Consider the following 18,134-nt stretch of genomic DNA (forward strand, 5'->3'; position numbering starts at 1 on the left):
GTCACGCAATTGTGGCAACAGCGAACCCAGGAGAGCGCCATGTTCGGCAAGCTGCTGCCCCGCGAGGGGAATTTTTTCGAGATGTTCAACCAGCACGCCGAGCGCATCGTCGAGGCGGCGCGGGCGTTCGAGCAACTCGTGGCCAATTACAACGACGTGCACCTGCGTGAGCAGTACAACCGCGACGTCGACAATGCCGAGCGTGCGGCCGACCGCGTGACGCACGACGTCAACCGGCTCATCCACAAGACTTTCATCACGCCCATCGACCGCGAGCAGATCCACAAGCTCATCAACACGATGGACGACGTGGCCGACCTGATCCAGGACTCGGCCGAGACCATGGCGCTGTACGACGTGCGCCACATGACCGACGAGATCGTGCGCCTCACGGCCCTGAGCGTGAAGTGCTGCGACCGCCTGAAGGACGCCGTCAAGTTTCTCGGCAAGATCGCAGATCCGGCTGTGGCCGAGGCCACGCTGAAGACCTGCGAGGAAATCGACCGCCTCGAATCCGACGCCGACCGCGTGATGCGAAGCGCCATGAGCAAGCTGTTCCGCGAGGAGCCCGACGTGCGCGAAGTGATCAAGCTCAAGGCAATCTACGAATTGCTCGAGACGATTACCGACAAATGCGAGGACGTGGCCAATGTGATCGAGGGCATCGTCCTCGAGAACTCCTGAACGGGTAGCGATCGATGGCAACGGTTCAGGTCGCCCTCTGGGTGGTGATATTGCTGGTCGCGCTCGCGATCGCCTTCGACTTCATGAACGGCTTCCACGACGCGGCGAACTCCATCGCCACCGTGGTGTCGACCGGCGTGCTCAAGCCGGGGCACGCGGTGCTGTTCGCGGCCTTCTTCAACCTGATCGCGATCTTCATCTTCCACCTGAGCGTGGCGGCCACGGTGGGCAAGGGCATTGCCCAGCCCGGGGTGGTGGATGTGCACGTGGTCTTCGGCGCGCTCATCGGCGCCATCAGCTGGAACCTGGTGACCTGGTACTACGGCATTCCCAGCAGCTCGTCGCACGCGCTGATTGGCGGCATCGTGGGCGCCGTGATCGCGAAGACCGGGGCCAGCGGCCTGGTGGCCACCGGTATCTGGAAGACCGTGGCGTTCATCTTCGTTTCACCCTTCCTCGGGTTCGTGCTGGGTTCGATGATGATGGTGGTGGTGGCCTGGGGCTTCCGGCGCGCAACCCCGTCGCGGGTGGACCGCTGGTTCCGGCGGCTGCAGCTGGTTTCGGCCGGGGCCTACAGCCTGGGCCACGGCGGCAACGATGCGCAGAAGACCATCGGCATCATCTGGATGCTGCTGATCGCCACCGGCTATGCCTCGGCCACGGACGCGAGCCCGCCCACGTGGACCATCGTGAGCTGCTACGCCGCCATTGCCCTGGGCACCATGTTCGGCGGCTGGCGCATCGTGAAGACCATGGGCCAGAAGATCACCAAGCTCAAGCCCGTGGGCGGTTTCTGCGCCGAAACCGGCGGTGCGCTCACGCTCTTCCTGGCGACTGCACTGGGCATTCCCGTGTCGACCACCCACACCATCACCGGCGCAATCGTCGGCGTGGGTTCCGCGCAGCGTGCGAGTGCTGTGCGCTGGGGTGTGGCGGGCAACATCGTCTGGGCGTGGATTTTCACGATTCCCGCGGCCGCGTTCGTCGCCGCAATTGCCTACTGGCTCAGCCTGCAGATTTTCTGAGGCGCGCTGCGGCGCATTGGCGCCCGCGTCAAGCAGCTACTGTGAAATCTTTCGGCCTTCTTCGACCTGGTGTTCGAAGTAGCGCTGAAAGCTGAACACGATGCTGGCCATGAGCACGGTGCTGCCGAAGAAGAGCGCAAGCACCACGGCGCCGATCGTGGCCCAGCTTGTGCGGCCCGGCTCGGCGTCCGGCGGAGCGCCGGCGTTGAAGCGGGCGTTCCACTTCTCGGGCGTCATGAGGCCATAGATGATGGCCATCAGCGCGCATCCTGCAATGGTGAAGCCGAGCAGCGGAATCAGTACCCAGCTCCAGCCGTCGTCCACGCCGTACATCCGCACGCGCTCCATGCCGTAGAGGCCCAGTGCCGTGGGAATGGGCAGCAGCCAGCCGAGCCAGTCGCCCACGCCGCGCAGGTAGAAGCGGTGCAGGCCGAGCGGACCGCCAAGAAAAGAGAGCCAGGCGGCAACGGTTTTGTTTTTCATTCGGGTTTGGTGGTGCTGCCTTCGCCGAGCACCTTTTCCATCAGGACCACGTCGCGCCATTCGCCGAACTTCCAGCCGCAGTCCTTGAGCACACCCACCTGCGTGAACCCGTTGCGGCGGTGCACGCCGATGGAGCCGGCGTTGGCCGAATCGCCGATCACCGCGATCAGCTTGCGCACGCCTACCGCTTCGGCGGCCTGCGAGAGGGCAGTCAGGAGCTGCGCGCCAAGGCCCTTGCCGCGCGCGGTTTCGGACATGTAGATCGAGTCTTCCGCCGAGAAGCGGTACGCCGGGCGCGGCTTGAACCAGTTGCAGTAGGCAAAACCCAACACTTCGCCGTTTTCTTCAGCAACGAGGTACGGCAGGTTCTTTCCGAGCACATCGGCACGCCGCGCGGCCATGTCGGCGGCGGAGGGGGCTTCGGTTTCAAAGGTGCCGGTGCCGTTCAGCACGTGGTGGGCATAGATGGCCGTGATGGCCGCGATGTCTTCGTCGCGGCTGGGGCGGATGGTGAGGGTCATGCAGGTCGCAAGCAAACGGCGCAAAGGCCGGAATTCGGAGAAAACGCAGGTCGGGCTATAATCGCAGGCTTTTCAGCGTGTCGCTGGCCGGGTGGCCATGTCGCGTGTCTCGACGTTGAAAGAACACTGTGAGCGGGCTTCTTGTTTAGAAAACGGGCTTGCTGCACCACCCAAGGATAAATCATGGTCGTCATTCGACTCTCCCGCGGCGGCTCCAAAGGCCGTCCGTTCTTCAACATCGTCGTGTCGGACAAGCGCGTTCGCCGCGATGGCCGTTTCATCGAGCGCCTGGGTTTCTACAACCCGATCGCCAAGGAAAACGAAGAAAGCATCCGTATTGCCCAGGACCGCCTGGCCTACTGGAAGAGCGTCGGCGCACAAGCTTCGCCCACGGTCCTGCGCCTGATCAAGCAAGCCGCTGCCGCGGCCCCCAAGGCAGCAGCCTGAATATGGCCCCCACGCTCGGCACTGACGTGTTCTCGCTGCCCCCCGAGGGGGCTGCAGCCGCCTCGGGGCGGCCCGTCGGCGCCTGAGCCGCCCGCACGACGATGCTGCCCGCACTCGAAGCCGCCGAATTGCCGGCGGATGCGATCGAGGTAGGACGCATCGCCGATGCATGGGGCATCAAGGGCTGGTTCAAGGTCCTGCCCCACAGCGCCCAGCCCGAGGCGCTTTTTTCTTCCAAGCGTTGGTTCCTGCAGGCTCCCGGAGCCTCGGCAACCGCGGCTTTCCGGCTCGCAATCCGCGAAGCCAAAGAACATTCCGACTGCATCGTCGCATCGTCCGAAGACGTGCCCGACCGTAACGCCGCCGAGGCGCTGCGCGGCGCACGCGTGTTCGTGCCGCGCTCGAGCTTTCCAACGGCCGGCGACGACGAGTACTACTGGGTCGACCTGATCGGCCTTTCAGTGGTCAATCGGGAAGGCGTCACGCTCGGTACGGTGCGCGAGCTGCTCGCTACAGGCCCGCAAACCACGCTGGTGCTCACGGCCGAAGAAGACGGCAAGACCATCGAACGCATGGTGCCCTTCGTCTCGGTCTTCGTCGACAAGGTCGACCTGGCCGGCCGGCTGATCACGGTCGACTGGCAACCCGATTTCTGATTTCGCCGATACGGGCCTTGCGCGCATGCGCTTCGACGTCCTCACGCTCTTTCCCGAACTGTTCGCGCCCTTGATGGCCAGCGGCGTGACGCGCCGTGCCTACGAGTCGAAGCAGGTCGAGGTCGTGCTGTGGAATCCGCGCGACTTCGCGCAAGGCAACTACAAGCGGGTGGACGACCGCCCGTTCGGCGGCGGCCCGGGCATGGTGATGATGGCGGAGCCGCTCTCGGCCTGTCTCGATGCGGCGCTGGCCGCACGCGGGGCGGAAGCGCCCGTTGTGCTGTTTTCTCCCATCGGCGAAGCGCTCCGGCATGAATCGGTCGAACGCTGGTCTGCGAGCGAGGGCGCGGTGCTTGTCTGCGGCCGCTACGAGGGCATCGACCAGCGCTTCATCGACACGCGCGTCACGCACCAGATCAGCCTCGGCGATTTCATTCTCTCGGGTGGCGAAATTGCAGCCATGGCGCTGCTCGACGCCGTGGCCCGGCTGCAGCCCGGGGTGCTGGGCGACGAGGCCAGCCACGTGCAGGACAGCTTCAACCCGGCGCTGGACGGCCTGCTCGATTGCCCCCACTACACCCGGCCCGAGCAGTGGAACGGGCAGGGCGTGCCGGCACCGCTGCTGTCGGGCCACCACGTGCAGATCGAGCGCTGGCGGCGCGACCAGCGGCTGGCCATTACCGCGGCACGGCGCCCCGACTTGATTGCGGCCGCACGCGATGCGGGCCGCCTGAGCAAGGCCGACGAGACGGAGCTGAAAAAAAAGCTATAATCCTCGGTTCCCCGATCCTCTGCCCGGCCGCGTCCGGCTTTCATTGCGCACCACGGTGAGCAAGGCAATGAAACCAACGGCGCCTTTTGTGTAGCGCGAGCACGATCGAATATCAGGAAATCATGAACCTCATCGAAACCCTCGAGCAGGAAGAAATCGCCCGCCTCGGCAAGAAGATCCCCGATTTCATGCCCGGTGACACGGTCATCGTCAGCGTGAACGTCGTCGAAGGCACCCGCAAGCGCGTGCAGGCCTACGAAGGCGTTGTGATTGCCAAGCGCAATCGCGGCCTCAACAGCGGCTTCACCGTGCGCAAGATCTCCAGCGGCGAAGGCGTGGAGCGTACGTTCCAAACCTACAGCCCGCTGATCGCCGGCATCGAAATCAAGCGCCGCGGCGACGTTCGCCGCGCCAAGCTGTACTACCTGCGCGATCGCAGCGGCCGTTCGGCACGCATCAAGGAAAAGCTGCCGGGCAAGTCGCAGGCTGCCAAGTAAGCTCTGCCTCCTGCCATGCAAAAAGCCGCCGCTCTGGCGGCTTTTTGCGTTGGTGCTCCATGCATGCTTCTTGCGATCCTTCCGTAAAAAGACAACGCCGCTTTTTTAAGCTCTACTCCTTCACTGAAACTCCGCACTTGACCGACTCCTCCGCCCCCATGCAATTTGCTCCCGTCGAACCCGTCAACGCCGTGGTGCCGCCCACGCTGCTGCCGATCGATCCGCGCAAGGCACCTGTGGTCGGCGGTCCTGACGGCCTGCCCGCGGTGGCACCTTCGCAATTGAGGCCCGACGCGCTGCGCAAGCGATTTGCCACTCCCCCGGAGTGGACGCCAGAGCTTCGGCGCGAACCGCGCCTGACCGACCGCGCTCCCGCGCAGGCGGCTGTGCTGGTGCCAATCGTGCAGCGCCCGCAAGGCGCGGCCGTGCTGCTGACGGAGCGCACGGCGCACCTGTCGAATCATTCGGGGCAGGTCGCATTTCCCGGCGGCCGCGTCGATCCGGAGGACGCGAACGTCGCGGCGGCTGCGCTGCGCGAAGCCTGGGAAGAAGTCGGCTTGTCCGCCCACTTCATCGAGGTGCTTGGAAGCCTTCCGACCTACACGACCGTCACTTCATTCGTCGTGACGCCCGTTGTCGCGCTGGTCAAGCCGGATTTCGAGCTCACCATCAATCCCTATGAGGTGGCACTGGCCTTCGAGGTGCCGCTGGCCTGGCTCATGGACCCGGCCAATCACCGGCGCCACACCGTACCTGCGCCGGACGGCACGCGGCGCGAGTGGTATTCGATGCCCTATCAGGACGGCGCCGAAGAGCGCTTTGTATGGGGCGCTACAGCCGGCATGCTTCGCAACCTCTATCGTTTTCTCGCCGCCTGACCCTGGCCTGAACCGGGAACCTCGAGGCGCTCTCGCTATCATCGAAGGATGAGCTTCTTTGCCATCCTGTGTGCGTTGCTGATCGAGCAGGTGCGGCCGCTCGCCCCTCACAACCCGGTGTATGGCGGCGTGCTGGCATGGACTCGCTGGACAAGCCGCAACTTCGATGCCGGAAAGCCGCATCACGGATGGGTGGCCTGGGGCCTCGCGGTGCTGGTTCCCACGCTTTTGACGCTGGGCATTCACTTGCTGCTGGTGTACACCCTGGGGCTGCCGTTCGCGGTGCTGTGGAGCATTGCCGTCCTCTACGTGACGCTCGGATTCCGGCAGTTCAGCCATCACTTCACCGACATTCGCGATGCGCTCGACGAAGGCGATGAGCCGCTCGCGCGCTCGCTGCTGGCTCACTGGCAAGGCGTTGATGCGGCCGAGCTGCCGCGCAGCGAAATCGTGCGGCACGTGATCGAGCACTCGGTGATTGCGGCGCATCGCCATGTGTTCGGCGTGCTGGCGTGGTTCTCGATACTCGCGGCCTTGGGGCTCGGCCCGGCGGGTGCGGTGTTCTATCGCATGAGCGAATTCGTGTCGCGCTACTGGATGCACAAGAACGGCGCGGCGGTGCAGCCTTCGAGTGTTTCGGTGCAGCGCGCTGCCGATCGCGCCTGGCACGCCATCGATTGGCTGCCCGCGCGGATCACCGCGCTGGGCTTTGCCGTGGTCGGCAGCTTTGAAGAAGCGATCGACTGCTGGCGCAACGACGCACGGCGTTTCCGAAGCGAGAACGACGGAGTGATCCTCGCAGCCACCTCGGGCGCGGTCAATGTGCGCCTGGGTGGCGGCGCGTTGAGCCCGATTCCGGTCACCGACCCTCTTCCGCGTGCCCAGGCCGGAGATTCGATGGCCGACGGCCGCCGGCTGGACAGCGGCAGCACACCGGGCCGCGAGCCAGAGCCAGGTCATTTGCGCAGCGTGGTCGGCCTGGTCTGGCGCTCGGTCGTGATGTGGATGGTGCTGCTCGCCTTGCTCACCCTGGCTCGCCTGCTCGGCTGACCCCGGAACACGCCATGCCCGCTGCAATACCGGCCTTCTGGAGCCCGCGCATCGGCGCGCTCGAACCCTATGTGCCCGGCGAGCAGCCGCGCATCGAAAACCTCGTCAAGCTCAACACCAACGAGAACCCGTATCCGCCGTCTCCGATGGCTGTCGATGCGATCCAGCAGGCGGCCGCAAGCGGCCTGGAGCGCTACCCCGATCCCACGTCCCTTGCGCTGCGCGAAGCAGTTGCGCGGCGGCACGGCCTGCGGGCCGATCAGGTTTTTGTGGGCAATGGATCGGACGAAGTGCTGGCGCACGCGTTCTTCGCCTTCTTTCAACAAGCCGAGCCGCTGTTGATGCCCGACGTGAGCTACAGCTTCTATCGGGTCTATGCGCAGCTGTACGGCATCGATTGCGAACTGCTGCCGGTGGACGAAGGCCTCCGCATCGATGTCGATGCCATGGTGGCCAGGGCCCGCCGCGGCAGCGCGGGCCTTGTCATCGCCAACCCCAACGCGCCCACCGGTATCGGCCTGCCGCTCGCGCGCATCGAGCAACTGCTTGCGGCATGCCCCGAGCGCGTGGTGCTGGTGGACGAGGCGTATGTCGACTTCGGCGGCGAGAGCGCGCTACCGCTCGTCGGCAAATACCCGAACCTGCTGGTGGTGCAGACCTTGTCCAAGTCGCGCTCGTTGGCTGGTTTGCGCGTCGGCTTTGCGTGCGGCCAGGCGCACCTGATCGATGCGCTCGTGCGCGTCAAGGACAGCTTCAATTCCTATCCGCTCGACCGGCTTGCGCTGGCGGGTGCCGTAGCGGCCATCGAAGACGAGGCGTGGTTCAGAACCACACGCGACAAGATCGTCGACACGCGCGAAGGCCTCAGCCTGCAGCTCGAAGAGCTGGGCTTCGAAGTCTTGCCTTCGCAGGCCAACTTCGTGTTTGCGCGGCACCCGAGGCGTGACGCGGCCGAGCTGGCGGCACTGTTGCGCGAGCTTGCGGTGCTGGTGCGGCATTTCAAGCAGCCGCGTATTGCGCAGTACCTGCGCATCAGCATCGGCTCACGGGAGCAATGCAGCGTGCTGGTGCAGCGCCTGCAGGAAATCCTGGACAGGCCGTGAGCGCCAGGCTCGGTGCGCCTCAGTAGCGCGGCTGGCTCAACTCGGCGAAGAGCTCGCCGTAGATCCTGTAGCGCGTGGCGCTGATCGGCCCCGGCTTGGCGGGTGAATCGACATTTGCGATCACGCCGCAGCCTGGCTCGTGCAGGTGGGTGCAGTTGTAGAACTTGCAGTCATTCGCGTGTTCGGCAATGTCCGGCATCAAGCTCGCCAGCTGCATCGGCTCGATGTGGTTCAGCCCGAACTCCTGGAAGCCCGGCGAGTCGATGAGGCCCGTGGTGCGTGCTTCGTCCACCCAGTACCAGGTGGTGCTGGTGGTGGTGTGCTTGCCTGAATTCAGCGCCTGCGAGATTTCGCCGGTCAATGCCGTGGCACCTGGCACCAGCAGGTTGATGAGCGTGCTTTTGCCCGCGCCCGAAGGGCCCAGCACCAGCGTGCTCTTGCCCGCCAGCAGTTTCATCAGCGACGCGTAGTCGGCCTCGGCGGACGCCTTGAGCGACAGCGGCAGCACGCCATGGTGCATGCGGCGGTAAGGCGCGAGCTTGTCCCATGCGCGCTCGAACGGCTCCGCCAGGTCGCTCTTGTTGAGCGCGATGATCGGCGTGATGTGCTCGGCTTCGGCGGCGATGAGCGCGCGTGCCAGCTGATGCTCCGAAAACTCCGGCTCCGCCGCAATCAGGATCAGCACATGGTCGAGATTGGCCGCGAACGACTTGGTGCGGATCTCGTCCTGCCGATAGAAGAGATTGCGGCGCGGCACCACTTCTTCGATGGTGCCTTCGTCTTCACTGGCCTGCCAACGCACCCGGTCGCCGACCACGGCCTGGCTCTTCTTGCCGCGCGGATGGCAGATCAGGCGGTCGCCTGCGGGTGTTTCGACCAGGCAATGGCGCCCGTGGCTTGCAATGACCAGCCCGTCATGCAGAACGCGTGCGGATGTACCGCCTCCCTTGGGGAGCGTGCGGGGCGGCTTAGCCAACGGCGAGTTTCCTCATCACGGCGCCGGGCTGGCCACGAGTGCATCGGCCTGGCGTGCGCAATCGAAGTCCGTGATCGAAAGTCCGCCCACGTCGTGCGTATTGAACCGCACCACGCAGCGGTTGTAGTGCACCGACAGATCCGGATGGTGGTCTTGCGTGTGGGCGACGAAGGCCAGCGCGTTCACGAAGGCGATGGTCTCGAAGTAGTTGGCAAAGCTGAAGGTTTTTTCGATCGCGACGTTGGCGCCATCTCCGGTGAGCTTCCAGCCGTCGAGCTTGGCAAGGCCCGAAACGATCTCGGTGGCGCTCAGTGCGTGGCGTGGAATGGCTTTCCAGTCCTTGGGCTTGAACATGCTGCTCATGGGCTCGGCTTCCGCGGAAAAATATCGTTGTTCAGGCCGCCGCCATGCGCGCAAGGCGCTCGGAGGCCGGGGGATGGGAATAGTAGAACTTGACGAACACCGGATCGGGCGTGAGCGTCGACGCGTTGTCCTGGTAGAGCTTGAGCAGCGCGGCCGACAGGTCGGCGCTGCTGGTCTGCGCCACAGCGTAGGCGTCGGCCTCGAACTCGTGCTTGCGCGAAAGCCGTGCAGGCAGCGGCGCAACGAAGAAGCCGAACACAGGCACCGCGAGCATGAACAGCAGCAGCGCCAAGGCATTGTTCGGTGCCTCCATGCTGGGCTCTACGCCCAGCCCCGTGTAGAACCACACTTGGGTGGAGACCCAGCCCAGAAGGGCGAAGCCGGCGAGGCTCAGCGCGAACATTGCCACCAGCCGCTTCACGATGTGCCGGTGCTTGAAATGGCCGAGTTCGTGTGCGAGCACTGCCTCCATCTCGGCCGCGTTCAGCTGGCGCAGCAGCGTGTCGTAGAACACCACCCGCTTGCTTGCGCCAAAGCCCGTGAAGTAGGCGTTGGCATGTGCGCTGCGCCGGCTTCCGTCCATGACGAACAGTCCCTTGGCCCGAAAGCCGCAGCGCGCCATCAGCGCAGTGACGCGTTCCTTGACGGTGGGATCGTCCAGCGGCTTGAACTTGTTGTAGAGCGGTGCGATGAACATCGGGTAGACGACCATCAGCAGCAGGTTGAAGCCCATCCATGCCACCCAGGCCCAGAGCCACCACGTGGCGCCGGCCGCGCCCATGAGCCAAAGAATCAGCGCTGCAATCGGCAGCCCGATGGCCGCGCCGATCAGCGTGGAGACGACGGTGTCGCGCAGCCAAAGGCCGAACGTCATCTTGTTGAAGCCGAAGCGCTCTTCGAGCCTGAAGGTCTGCCAAAGCGTGAAGGGCAGTTCGAGCAAGCCGCCGATGGCCGCGAAGGCCGCCAGCAGGGCCAGCTGCTGCACCATGCCGCCGCCAAGCCACGCGAGCAGCAGCTTGTTGAGCACGTCGAGGCCGCCCAGCAGCGTCCAGCCCAGCAGCAGCGCCGTGCCCCACGCCATCTCGACCATGCCGAAGCGCGCCTTGGCAATCGTGTAGTCGGCGGCTTTCTGGTGGGCGGCGAGCGTGATCTTGTGCTCGAAAGCGGCCGGGACGGCGCCGCGGTGCCGTGCGACATGGCGCACCTGCCGCGATGCGAGCCAGAACTTCACGAGCAGGCCAATGACCAGTGCGGCCGCGAAGGCAGTGGTGAAGATGAGCGAGTAGGACATGGAGCGTCGAGTTTAGCCCTCGGGCCCAGCCGACGCTGGCCTTAGACGACAATCCTGCAATGCCCGAATCCCTTGACCCCACGATCGTCACGACCCCGCCGGTCCTGAAGAAAAGCGACCAGAACCTGGTCTGGCTCGACTGCGAAATGAGCGGCCTCGACCCCGAGAAAGAGCGCCTGCTCGAGATTGCCGTGGTCGTGACCGGCCCCGATCTCACGCCCCGCATCGACGGCCCGGTGCTGGTCATCCACCAGAGCGACGCGGTGCTCGACGCCATGGACGCCTGGAACAAGGGCACGCATGGCCGCAGCGGCCTGATCGACAAGGTGAAGGCCTCCACGCTCGACGAGGCCGCGGCCGAGCAGCAACTGATCGAATTCATCGCCAAATACGTTCCCCGGAGCGGCTCTCCGATGTGCGGAAACACCATCGGGCAGGACCGGCGATTCCTGGTCAAGTTCATGCCCAAGCTCGAGGCTTATTTTCACTACCGCAACCTCGACGTCAGCACCCTCAAAGAGCTGGCCAAGCGCTGGAAACCCGCCGCCTACAGCGCCTTCAAGAAGCAGCAGGCGCACACTGCGCTGGCCGATGTGCACGAGTCCATCGAGGAGCTCGCGCACTACCGGGAAACCTTTTTGAAGTTGACGGATTAGGTAAAAACCCCGAGTCGTGCCATAATCGAGGGCTTCGCTGATCGGGGTTTTCCGGTCAGCGTCTCTTGCATCTCCCTATCTTGCACACCGCGCCCGGTCACATTTGCTGATCAAAAAGGGCCGCAGCCTCCGGCGAAAGCCAGAAGTTGAACGTCGTTGGATGGTTGATGTTTTTAACCACCAACGGGGCGCCGCCTACGGCAGCGCTCGCGTTTGAGATTGATATTCACATGACCGACGCTTTTGAAGCGCAGGGCGAGTTCGCGCCTGTGCAATCCACCAACAACAACGAATTTGTCGCTGCCGCGGACACCATGTCCGAAGCGCCGATTCTCGATGCGCTCGACGCCGCTCCCGAAGCGGCCGTGGCCGAAGAAGCCCGCGTTCCCAACGGCTTCATCAAGCTCGGCCTCGCGCCGGAACTGATTGCCGCCGTGGCGGACCTGGGCTTTACCCAGCCCACCACCGTGCAAGACAAGGTGATTCCGCTCGCCATGGCCGGCGAAGCCGGCCAGGACGGCAAGGCCCGTTTTGTCGACCTGATGGTGTCGAGCCAGACCGGTTCGGGCAAGACCGCCGCTTTCCTGCTGCCCGTGCTGCACACGCTGCTCAAGCGCCAGGCCGAAGCCGAAGCCGAAGCCAAGGCCGAGTTCCAGCGCCTGGCCGCTGAAGCCGCCGCCCGCGGCGAGGCCGTGCCCAAGAAGCCGAAGCGCAAGGACCCGACCAACGCCCGCCATTTCAAGGCTGCCACCCCCGGCGCCCTCATCCTGTGCCCCACGCGCGAACTCGCGCAGCAGGTTGCGCACGATGCCATCGAGCTGGTCCGCCATTGCCGCGGTTTGCGCGTTGCCAACGTGGTGGGCGGCATGCCCTACCAGTTGCAGATCGCCAAGCTGCAGAACGCCGACCTCGTGGTTGCCACCCCCGGCCGCCTGCTCGACCTGCAGCGCTCGTCGCAGCTCAAGCTCGACAAGGTCAAGTTCCTGGTGGTCGACGAAGCCGACCGCATGCTCGACCTCGGCTTCTCGGACGACCTGGCCGAAGTCAACCAGCTCACGATCGAGCGCCAGCAGACCATGATGTTCAGCGCCACCTTCGCGCCGCGCATCCAGCAGCTGGCCCAGCGCGTCATGCGCGAGCCGCAGCGCATCACCATCGACAGCCCGCAGGAAAAGCACGCCAACATCAAGCAATCGCTGTACTGGGCCGACAACAGCCAGCACAAGCGCAAGCTGCTCGACCACTGGCTGCGCGACACCAGCATCAACCAGGCCATAGTGTTTGCGAGCACGCAAGTCGAATGCGACGGCCTCGCCAACGACCTGCAGCAAGAAGGCTTCAGCGCCGTGGCGCTGCACGGCGCCCTGAGCCAGGGCCTGCGCAACCGCCGCCTGATGGCGCTGCGCCAGGGCCAGGTGCAGATCCTGGTGGCTACCGACGTTGCCGCCCGCGGCATCGACGTGCCCACGATCACCCACGTCTTCAACTTCGGCCTGCCGATGAAGGCAGAGGACTACACCCACCGCATCGGCCGCACCGGCCGTGCAGGCCGCGACGGCCTGGCCATCACGTTTGCCGAGTTCCGCGATCGCCGCAAGATCATGGACATCGAGCAATACAGCCGCCAGCAGTTCAAGGCTGAAGTGGTTGCAGGCCTCGAGCCGCAACAGCGCATGCCGCAATCGCGTCCGCCCATGGGCGAGTACCGTGGCGGCCGCGGCGACAACCAGTCGCGCGACCGCAAGTTCGGCAATGGCGGTGCAGGCGGCGGCGGTGGTTACCGCGGCAACAACGGCGGGGGCTATGCCGGCGCCAGCGGCTTCAACGACCGCAACTCGCGCGGCCCGGCGCAGGGCCAAGGCCCGCGCGGCTTCCAAGGCGGCAACAATGCCGGCTTCGGCGGCGGCCGTGACGACGGTGGCAATGGCGGTGGTGGCGGTGGTTATGGCCGCAAGCCGGGCTGGGGCGACAGTGCCCCGCGCGGTGGCCATGGCCACGGCCACGGTGGTGGCCGCGGCGACGGCGGTTTCGCGCCGCGCGAAGGCTTTGCACCCCGCGAAGGTTTTGCTCCACGCGGCAATGGCGCAGGCCATGGCGGCCCGGGCAAGGTCTTTGTGCCGCGCGACGCACAAAAGCGTGCATTCAAGCCTACGCGCTGATCCATTCCAGAGCGGCCGACCGGCCGCTTTGCCCCAAAAGAAAGCCCGCGCTTCGCAAGAAGCGCGGGCTTTTTGCTTGAGGGTTTTCGTGGAGGCAATTCGCCCGAAATTTGATTGACACCTGAACAGATGAAAAGTAATGTAATAGGGTATTGCTTCCCCGGTCCGTGCCGCGGCTGCCGGTTCATCGACATCTGCTTTTCAAATCTCGAATATGAAAATTGCGATTCTTGGTGGTGGTCATGGCGCCTACGCGGCTGCCGCGGACTTGTCCGAAGCCGGTCATGAGGTGCGCCTGTGGCGCCGCGATGCGGCGGCGCTCGAGGCGGTGGCGCAAGCCGGCGCCATCACGCTGAAGGACGCCGACGGCACGCGCGAGGTGCCGCTCGCACTCGCCACCGCCGACATCGCTGCGGCCCTGAAGGGCGCTGAACTGATCGTTCTTCCCACGCCCGCCATTGCCCAGCACGACATCGCGCTGGCCATGGCGCCGCACCTGGCCGACGGCCAAGTCGTCTTCCTGCCGCCCGGCACCTTCGGCAGCTACGTGATGGCGCGAACGGTGAAAGAGGCGGGCAGCCGGGCCGACGTGGCCTGGGCCGAGACCGGCACGCTGCCGTACCTCGCGCGCAAGCACGGCGAGCGCGAAGTGAACGTCACCATCCGTGCCATCCGCCTGCCGACCGGCGTCTACCCGGCCCGCAAGGAGGCCGAGGCGATCGAAGTGATCCGCAGGGCCTATCCCGCCGTGCACGGCTGCGGCGATGCGCTGTCGGGCGCGCTCATGAATGCCGGCCCGGTCATCCACCCGCCGCTCATGGTGATGAACGCCGCACCGCTGCAGCACTTCGAGCGCTGGGACATCCACAACGAAGGCACCCAGCGTGCGGTGCGCGACGTGACCGACCGGCTCGACCGCGAGCGCATGGCCGTGCGCGAGGCCCTTGGCCATGGCGCGCCGCACTATCCGCTGGCCGACCACTACAACAACGACCAGTGGATGTACGGCGATGCGCACAAGCAGCTCGTCAAGTCGGGCGACTGGCGCGAGAACATCGACCTGCACACGCACCGCTACATCACCGAAGACACCGAACTCGGCCTCGCATTTCTCGCCTCTGCCGCGCGCCATGCGGGCGTGGACGCGCCCATCGCACACGGGCTGCTTGCCATCGTCGGCGGTTTTCTCGGCCGTGACTTGCGCCAAGGCCCGCGCACCTTCGAAAGCCTGGGCCTCGCAGGCCTGAGCGCAGCGCAACTCAAGCAAAGGCTGCACGATGGCGAATGAACGCGCGACGCTGCCACGCTTCGCGGCCGTCGGCGCCGGCCGCATGGGGCGCGGCATCGCGATTGCGTTCGCCTATGCCGGCCACCGCATCTCGTTGATCGATCTTCGCCAGCGCAGCGACGAAGCCTGGCAGCGCCTGCAGGGCGAGGCCCGGGCCGAGATCGAAGCGAGCCTCGCGGGCCTGGCGCAGCTCGGCGTGATCGATGCAAAGCAGATACAGGCCATCGCCGAACGGGTGAGCCTGGTGAGCGCCGCCGAAGCACCGCAGGCTTTGGCCGCAGCAGAGCTGGTGTTCGAAGGCGTGCCCGAAACCATGGAGGCCAAGCGCGAGGCGTTCGAGCAGATCAACCGGCATTGCCGCGACGACGCGATCCTTACCTCGACCACCAGCAGCATCCTGGTCACGCAGCTCGCGGCGCTCGTGCGGCTCCCCGAGCGCTTCCTCAACATGCACTGGCTCAACCCGGCGTATGTGATTCCGGTGGTCGAACTCAGTTGCCACCCGGGCACCGATGCGGCCGTGCTCGCACGCACCAAGTCCTTGATGGAACAGATCGGGAAGCTGCCCGTGGTCTGCGGTGCATCGCCGGGCTACATCGTGCCGCGCCTGCAGGCATTGGTGATGAACGAGGCCGCCCGCATGATCGAGGAGGGCGCCGCCACCGCCGAGGAGATCGACAAGGCCACGCGCTACGGCCTGGGCCTGCGCTTCGCTGCGCTTGGCGTGGTCGAGTTCATCGACTTCGGCGGCTGCGACATCCTGCACCATGCCAGCCGCGAAATGTCGGCGTCGATCGACAAGGGTCGCTACACCGCGCCCGCCATTGTCGATCGCATGGTCGAAGAAGGGCGTCTCGGGCTCAAGAGCGGCAGCGGCTTCTACAGCTACGAAGGCCGCGACATCGCCGCCTACCGGCGCGACGTGCTCTCGCGCACGCTCGGCGAACTGAAGCATGCCGGCCTGTGGCGCGCGCCTGCCGACGAGACGCTGTCATGACCATTCGCCGCACCTTTGCCGACCTGTCGGTGGGGCAGGTGCATTACGCGACGTGCGGCGATGCAGATGCGCCGGCCGTGTTGCTGCTGCACCAGTCGCCGCGTAGTTGGGCTGAATATCGCGCCGTGCTTCCACTGATCGGTGCGCGCTGTCGGGCCATCGCGATGGACACGGCGGGCTTCGGCGATTCCGCTGACGGCGGCGTGCCGGCGAGCATCGAGCAATGGGCGCGCGTGGCGTGCGAACTGCTCGATGAGCTGGGCATCGCGCGCGCCAATGTTGTGGGCCACCACACCGGCGGCGTCGTGGCCATCGAACTCGCGGCCGCCTTTCCCGATCGCGTGCGCGGCTTGGTGCTGTCGTCCACGCCGTACACCGACGAAGCCTTTCGCCGCGCGCGAGCACAACGGCCGCCCATCGACGAAGTCGCGCCTAGCGAAGATGGAAGCCACCTCGCGGCACTGTGGCAAAAACGGCAGGGCTTCTATCCGCCCGAGCGGCCCGATCTGCTCGAGGCCTTCGTGCTCGATGCGTTGAAGGTCGGTCATCGGGTCGAAGAAGGCCATCGCGCAGTCGCTTCTTATCGCATGGAAGACCGCATCGGCCGCGTAACGCAACCCACGCTCATCATCCGAGCAACCCACGACCCGTTCGCTGCGCCGCATGCGGCAGAGCTGCAGCATCAATTGCCGCAGGCGCGCATCGTCGACATCGAAGGCGGCATGGTTCCCTTGCCCGACCAGATGCCGGGGGCCTTCGCGCGCACGGTGCTCGATTTTCTCTCCACGCTGCCATGAAGGCCGTTCGCATCCACGGTTTCGATGCAGTGCCCGCGCTGGAAGAGGTGCCCGACCCGGTGCACAGGCCTGGCCGCGCCATCGTGCGCATGCAGGCGGCCACGGTCGGCCACATCGACCGGACCGTGTGGCGCGGCAGTTTCCTGCGGCATCCACCGCTGCCGTATACGCCGGGCGTGGAAGCCGCCGGCATCGTCATCGCAAGCGAACGCTACGCCGAAGGCCAACGCGTCTGGCTGCGCGGCAGCGGCCTGGGGACCTTGTTCGACGGCACCTGGTGCGAGCTGATCGATGCGCCCGACGAAGCACTCGGCGTGCTGCCCGATGCATTGCCGATGCCACTCGGCGCTGCGTTCTTTTCGCCCACCACATCGGCATGGGTGGCCTTGCATGAAGTCGCCAGGCTGCAGCCTGGCGAAGAGGTGCTGGTCACTGGCGCGAGCGGCGCCGTGGGTTCGCTGGCCGTGCAGTTGGCGCGCGAGGCCGGCTGCAACGTGGCCGTGGTCAATCCGGATGCAGAGGCTCCGCCCACGGCAAGTGCAGACCTCTTGGTCGACACAGTGGGAGGCAGCGTTCTCTCGACGGTGCTGCCCGCCGTGCGGCCAGGCGGCCGCGCCGTGCTCATCGGCTACACCGCGGGCCCCACGCTGCAGCTCGACATCGCCCACTTTCTTCAGCGCGACGTGGCGCTGCTGCCGCTCAACATGTTCAGGCGAGAGACCGCTGGCCGTGCGGCCGCGCCCGGGTTGCTCGCGCGCCTGGCAGATGGCCGTTTGCACCTCGACGTGCGGAGCTTTGCGCTCGCAGACGCCGCCATCGCGCTTGGATGGATTGCGCAGCGCGGCCATCGCGGCCGCGCGGTGCTCGTTCCCTAGTCTTCCTCCGGCTCTTCGAGCGGCACGTGCACGTGCAGGTCGATCATCTGCCGAAGGGTCTGCTTCAATTCTTCGGCACGCCGCAGGCCGAAAGGTTCGAGCACGCGCCGCTCGTGGTCGCGCGCGAGTTCCATCAGGTGCTCCACCGCCTTCAGTCCCTTGCGCGTGATGCGCACCAGCGTGATGCGGCGATCACTCTCATGGGGCAACCGCTCGACCTGTCCGCGTGCTTCCATGCGGTCGAGCAGCCGCGTGACGGTGGGCTGCTTGGTCACCGTCACCTGCGCAAGCTGGCCGATGCTGATGGGTTCGCTGCCTGCAAGCGATGCCATCACGCGCCACTCGGAAACAGAGAAGCCTTGCTGCCGTGCCACCTCGTGGAACTCGGAGGAGATCAGCTGGCTGGCCTGCGCCAGCAGCGCGGGCAGGTAGTCATCGACGAAGCGATGTGTTTCAGGAGGTTGCTCAGCCATGAACGCACCTCATGTGAAAGCGCCTCATGCCGGCCGCAGGCACGCTGCTTGCATGTCTAGGGTAATTCATGATTGTGGATACATTCATTTGTCAACATTATAGAAAGCGTGATGTGGCAGCTGAAGCGCATCCTCCCACGAGA

General features: G+C 65.5%; 21 protein-coding genes. 15 read left to right on the plus strand and 6 right to left on the minus strand.

Annotated features, from left to right (window positions below):
- Positions 1-39: 39 nt before the first annotated feature.
- The gene (locus QHG62_RS04570; protein WP_021006205.1) at positions 40-684 is read left to right on the plus strand and encodes a DUF47 domain-containing protein; all 645 of its coding nucleotides are present in this window, start codon (positions 40-42) and stop codon (positions 682-684) included.
- Positions 685-698: 14 nt separating this feature from the next.
- Positions 699-1,709, plus strand: coding sequence for an inorganic phosphate transporter (locus tag QHG62_RS04575; RefSeq protein ID WP_281149657.1), 1,011 nt, complete (start codon positions 699-701; stop codon positions 1,707-1,709).
- A 36-nt stretch (positions 1,710-1,745) separates the two neighbouring features.
- Here QHG62_RS04575 and QHG62_RS04580 read toward each other — a convergent pair whose 3' ends face one another.
- The gene (locus tag QHG62_RS04580; protein WP_281149658.1) at positions 1,746-2,192 is read right to left on the minus strand and encodes an NINE protein; all 447 of its coding nucleotides are present in this window, start codon (positions 2,190-2,192) and stop codon (positions 1,746-1,748) included.
- Positions 2,189-2,713 carry a GNAT family N-acetyltransferase gene (locus QHG62_RS04585; protein ID WP_281149660.1) on the minus strand — a complete coding sequence of 175 codons (525 nt, stop codon included), beginning with the start codon at positions 2,711-2,713 and terminating at the stop codon, positions 2,189-2,191. The genes QHG62_RS04580 and QHG62_RS04585 overlap by 4 nt, the downstream gene beginning before the upstream one ends.
- Positions 2,714-2,896: 183 nt before the next feature.
- Between QHG62_RS04585 and rpsP the strand changes: the two genes are divergently transcribed.
- The 7 genes from rpsP (at position 2,897) to hisC (ending at position 8,116) form a co-directional block, all read left to right on the plus strand.
- On the plus strand, positions 2,897-3,160 hold the full coding sequence (gene rpsP, locus QHG62_RS04590) for a 30S ribosomal protein S16 (RefSeq protein WP_028259818.1): 264 nt from the start codon (positions 2,897-2,899) through the stop codon (positions 3,158-3,160).
- 101 nt (positions 3,161-3,261) lie between these two features.
- Positions 3,262-3,816: a ribosome maturation factor RimM gene (gene rimM, locus QHG62_RS04595; RefSeq protein WP_281149661.1), complete on the plus strand. Its 555-nt coding sequence runs from the start codon at positions 3,262-3,264 to the stop codon at positions 3,814-3,816.
- A 25-nt stretch (positions 3,817-3,841) separates the two neighbouring features.
- A complete protein-coding gene (trmD, locus tag QHG62_RS04600; RefSeq protein WP_281149662.1) occupies positions 3,842-4,588 on the plus strand; it encodes a tRNA (guanosine(37)-N1)-methyltransferase TrmD in 747 nt (248 codons plus the stop codon).
- A gap of 122 nt (positions 4,589-4,710) precedes the next feature.
- Entirely contained in the window at positions 4,711-5,085 is a 375-nt protein-coding gene (gene rplS, locus QHG62_RS04605; protein ID WP_126749215.1) for a 50S ribosomal protein L19, read from the plus strand.
- Between the two features lie 158 nt (positions 5,086-5,243).
- Positions 5,244-5,963, plus strand: coding sequence for a CoA pyrophosphatase (locus QHG62_RS04610; protein ID WP_281149663.1), 720 nt, complete (start codon positions 5,244-5,246; stop codon positions 5,961-5,963).
- A 48-nt stretch (positions 5,964-6,011) separates the two neighbouring features.
- The gene (locus QHG62_RS04615; protein ID WP_258504855.1) at positions 6,012-7,013 is read left to right on the plus strand and encodes a CobD/CbiB family protein; all 1,002 of its coding nucleotides are present in this window, start codon (positions 6,012-6,014) and stop codon (positions 7,011-7,013) included.
- 14 nt (positions 7,014-7,027) lie between these two features.
- On the plus strand, positions 7,028-8,116 hold the full coding sequence (gene hisC / locus QHG62_RS04620; RefSeq protein WP_281149665.1) for a histidinol-phosphate transaminase: 1,089 nt from the start codon (positions 7,028-7,030) through the stop codon (positions 8,114-8,116).
- Positions 8,117-8,135: 19 nt separating this feature from the next.
- Here the strand turns inward: hisC and rsgA are convergent, their stop codons facing one another.
- Genes rsgA through QHG62_RS04635 form a run of 3 tightly spaced genes read right to left on the minus strand, consistent with a single transcriptional unit; the run spans position 8,136 to position 10,746 of the window.
- A complete protein-coding gene (rsgA, locus tag QHG62_RS04625; protein ID WP_281149666.1) occupies positions 8,136-9,092 on the minus strand; it encodes a ribosome small subunit-dependent GTPase A in 957 nt (318 codons plus the stop codon).
- A gap of 15 nt (positions 9,093-9,107) precedes the next feature.
- Complete coding sequence (locus QHG62_RS04630; protein ID WP_281149667.1) at positions 9,108-9,455, minus strand: 4a-hydroxytetrahydrobiopterin dehydratase; 348 nt, start codon at positions 9,453-9,455, stop codon at positions 9,108-9,110.
- Positions 9,456-9,486: 31 nt separating this feature from the next.
- A complete protein-coding gene (locus QHG62_RS04635) occupies positions 9,487-10,746 on the minus strand; it encodes a M48 family metallopeptidase (protein WP_281149668.1) in 1,260 nt (419 codons plus the stop codon).
- A gap of 59 nt (positions 10,747-10,805) precedes the next feature.
- On the opposite strand from QHG62_RS04635, the gene orn reads away from it, so the two are divergent.
- The 6 genes from orn (at position 10,806) to QHG62_RS04665 (ending at position 17,518) form a co-directional block, all read left to right on the plus strand.
- The gene (orn, locus tag QHG62_RS04640) at positions 10,806-11,402 is read left to right on the plus strand and encodes an oligoribonuclease (RefSeq protein WP_281149669.1); all 597 of its coding nucleotides are present in this window, start codon (positions 10,806-10,808) and stop codon (positions 11,400-11,402) included.
- A gap of 230 nt (positions 11,403-11,632) precedes the next feature.
- Positions 11,633-13,561 (plus strand): DEAD/DEAH box helicase, encoded by a 1,929-nt coding sequence (locus QHG62_RS04645; RefSeq protein WP_281149670.1) that lies wholly within the window; start codon positions 11,633-11,635, stop codon positions 13,559-13,561.
- A 214-nt stretch (positions 13,562-13,775) separates the two neighbouring features.
- Positions 13,776-14,849, plus strand: coding sequence for an NAD/NADP octopine/nopaline dehydrogenase family protein (locus tag QHG62_RS04650; RefSeq protein WP_281149671.1), 1,074 nt, complete (start codon positions 13,776-13,778; stop codon positions 14,847-14,849).
- The gene (locus QHG62_RS04655) at positions 14,839-15,846 is read left to right on the plus strand and encodes a 3-hydroxybutyryl-CoA dehydrogenase (protein ID WP_281149672.1); all 1,008 of its coding nucleotides are present in this window, start codon (positions 14,839-14,841) and stop codon (positions 15,844-15,846) included. The genes QHG62_RS04650 and QHG62_RS04655 overlap by 11 nt, the downstream gene beginning before the upstream one ends.
- Positions 15,843-16,643 (plus strand): alpha/beta fold hydrolase, encoded by an 801-nt coding sequence (locus QHG62_RS04660; protein WP_281149674.1) that lies wholly within the window; start codon positions 15,843-15,845, stop codon positions 16,641-16,643. Before QHG62_RS04655 ends, QHG62_RS04660 begins: the two co-directional genes overlap by 4 nt.
- Entirely contained in the window at positions 16,640-17,518 is an 879-nt protein-coding gene (locus QHG62_RS04665) for a quinone oxidoreductase family protein (protein WP_281149675.1), read from the plus strand. The genes QHG62_RS04660 and QHG62_RS04665 overlap by 4 nt, the downstream gene beginning before the upstream one ends.
- On the opposite strand, the gene QHG62_RS04670 is transcribed toward QHG62_RS04665, so the two are convergent.
- Positions 17,515-17,991 carry a MarR family winged helix-turn-helix transcriptional regulator gene (locus QHG62_RS04670; RefSeq protein ID WP_281149676.1) on the minus strand — a complete coding sequence of 159 codons (477 nt, stop codon included), beginning with the start codon at positions 17,989-17,991 and terminating at the stop codon, positions 17,515-17,517. The genes QHG62_RS04665 and QHG62_RS04670 overlap by 4 nt on opposite strands.
- Between the last annotated feature and the right edge of the window lie 143 nt (positions 17,992-18,134).

The sequence above is a fragment of the Variovorax paradoxus genome, assembly GCF_029919115.1.
GTDB lineage: Bacteria > Pseudomonadota > Gammaproteobacteria > Burkholderiales > Burkholderiaceae_C > Variovorax > Variovorax paradoxus_O.

Excerpts from the sequence above, each read along its gene's own strand:
- QHG62_RS04615 (WP_258504855.1), top strand. The coding sequence starts at position 6,012 with ATGAGCTTCTTTGCCATCCTGTGTGCGTTGCTGATCGAGCAGGTGCGG.
- QHG62_RS04580 (WP_281149658.1), bottom strand. The coding sequence starts at position 2,192 with ATGAAAAACAAAACCGTTGCCGCCTGGCTCTCTTTTCTTGGCGGTCCG.
- QHG62_RS04650 (WP_281149671.1), top strand. The coding sequence starts at position 13,776 with ATGAAAATTGCGATTCTTGGTGGTGGTCATGGCGCCTACGCGGCTGCC.
- QHG62_RS04665 (WP_281149675.1), top strand. The coding sequence starts at position 16,640 with ATGAAGGCCGTTCGCATCCACGGTTTCGATGCAGTGCCCGCGCTGGAA.
- QHG62_RS04630 (WP_281149667.1), bottom strand. The coding sequence starts at position 9,455 with ATGAGCAGCATGTTCAAGCCCAAGGACTGGAAAGCCATTCCACGCCAC.
- QHG62_RS04635 (WP_281149668.1), bottom strand. The coding sequence starts at position 10,746 with ATGTCCTACTCGCTCATCTTCACCACTGCCTTCGCGGCCGCACTGGTC.
- QHG62_RS04575 (WP_281149657.1), top strand. The coding sequence starts at position 699 with ATGGCAACGGTTCAGGTCGCCCTCTGGGTGGTGATATTGCTGGTCGCG.
- QHG62_RS04610 (WP_281149663.1), top strand. The coding sequence starts at position 5,244 with ATGCAATTTGCTCCCGTCGAACCCGTCAACGCCGTGGTGCCGCCCACG.
- QHG62_RS04660 (WP_281149674.1), top strand. The coding sequence starts at position 15,843 with ATGACCATTCGCCGCACCTTTGCCGACCTGTCGGTGGGGCAGGTGCAT.
- orn (WP_281149669.1), top strand. The coding sequence starts at position 10,806 with ATGCCCGAATCCCTTGACCCCACGATCGTCACGACCCCGCCGGTCCTG.
- rimM (WP_281149661.1), top strand. The coding sequence starts at position 3,262 with ATGCTGCCCGCACTCGAAGCCGCCGAATTGCCGGCGGATGCGATCGAG.
- QHG62_RS04670 (WP_281149676.1), bottom strand. The coding sequence starts at position 17,991 with ATGGCTGAGCAACCTCCTGAAACACATCGCTTCGTCGATGACTACCTG.
- rpsP (WP_028259818.1), top strand. The coding sequence starts at position 2,897 with ATGGTCGTCATTCGACTCTCCCGCGGCGGCTCCAAAGGCCGTCCGTTC.
- QHG62_RS04585 (WP_281149660.1), bottom strand. The coding sequence starts at position 2,713 with ATGACCCTCACCATCCGCCCCAGCCGCGACGAAGACATCGCGGCCATC.
- rplS (WP_126749215.1), top strand. The coding sequence starts at position 4,711 with ATGAACCTCATCGAAACCCTCGAGCAGGAAGAAATCGCCCGCCTCGGC.
- hisC (WP_281149665.1), top strand. The coding sequence starts at position 7,028 with ATGCCCGCTGCAATACCGGCCTTCTGGAGCCCGCGCATCGGCGCGCTC.
- QHG62_RS04655 (WP_281149672.1), top strand. The coding sequence starts at position 14,839 with ATGGCGAATGAACGCGCGACGCTGCCACGCTTCGCGGCCGTCGGCGCC.
- trmD (WP_281149662.1), top strand. The coding sequence starts at position 3,842 with ATGCGCTTCGACGTCCTCACGCTCTTTCCCGAACTGTTCGCGCCCTTG.
- QHG62_RS04645 (WP_281149670.1), top strand. The coding sequence starts at position 11,633 with ATGACCGACGCTTTTGAAGCGCAGGGCGAGTTCGCGCCTGTGCAATCC.
- QHG62_RS04570 (WP_021006205.1), top strand. The coding sequence starts at position 40 with ATGTTCGGCAAGCTGCTGCCCCGCGAGGGGAATTTTTTCGAGATGTTC.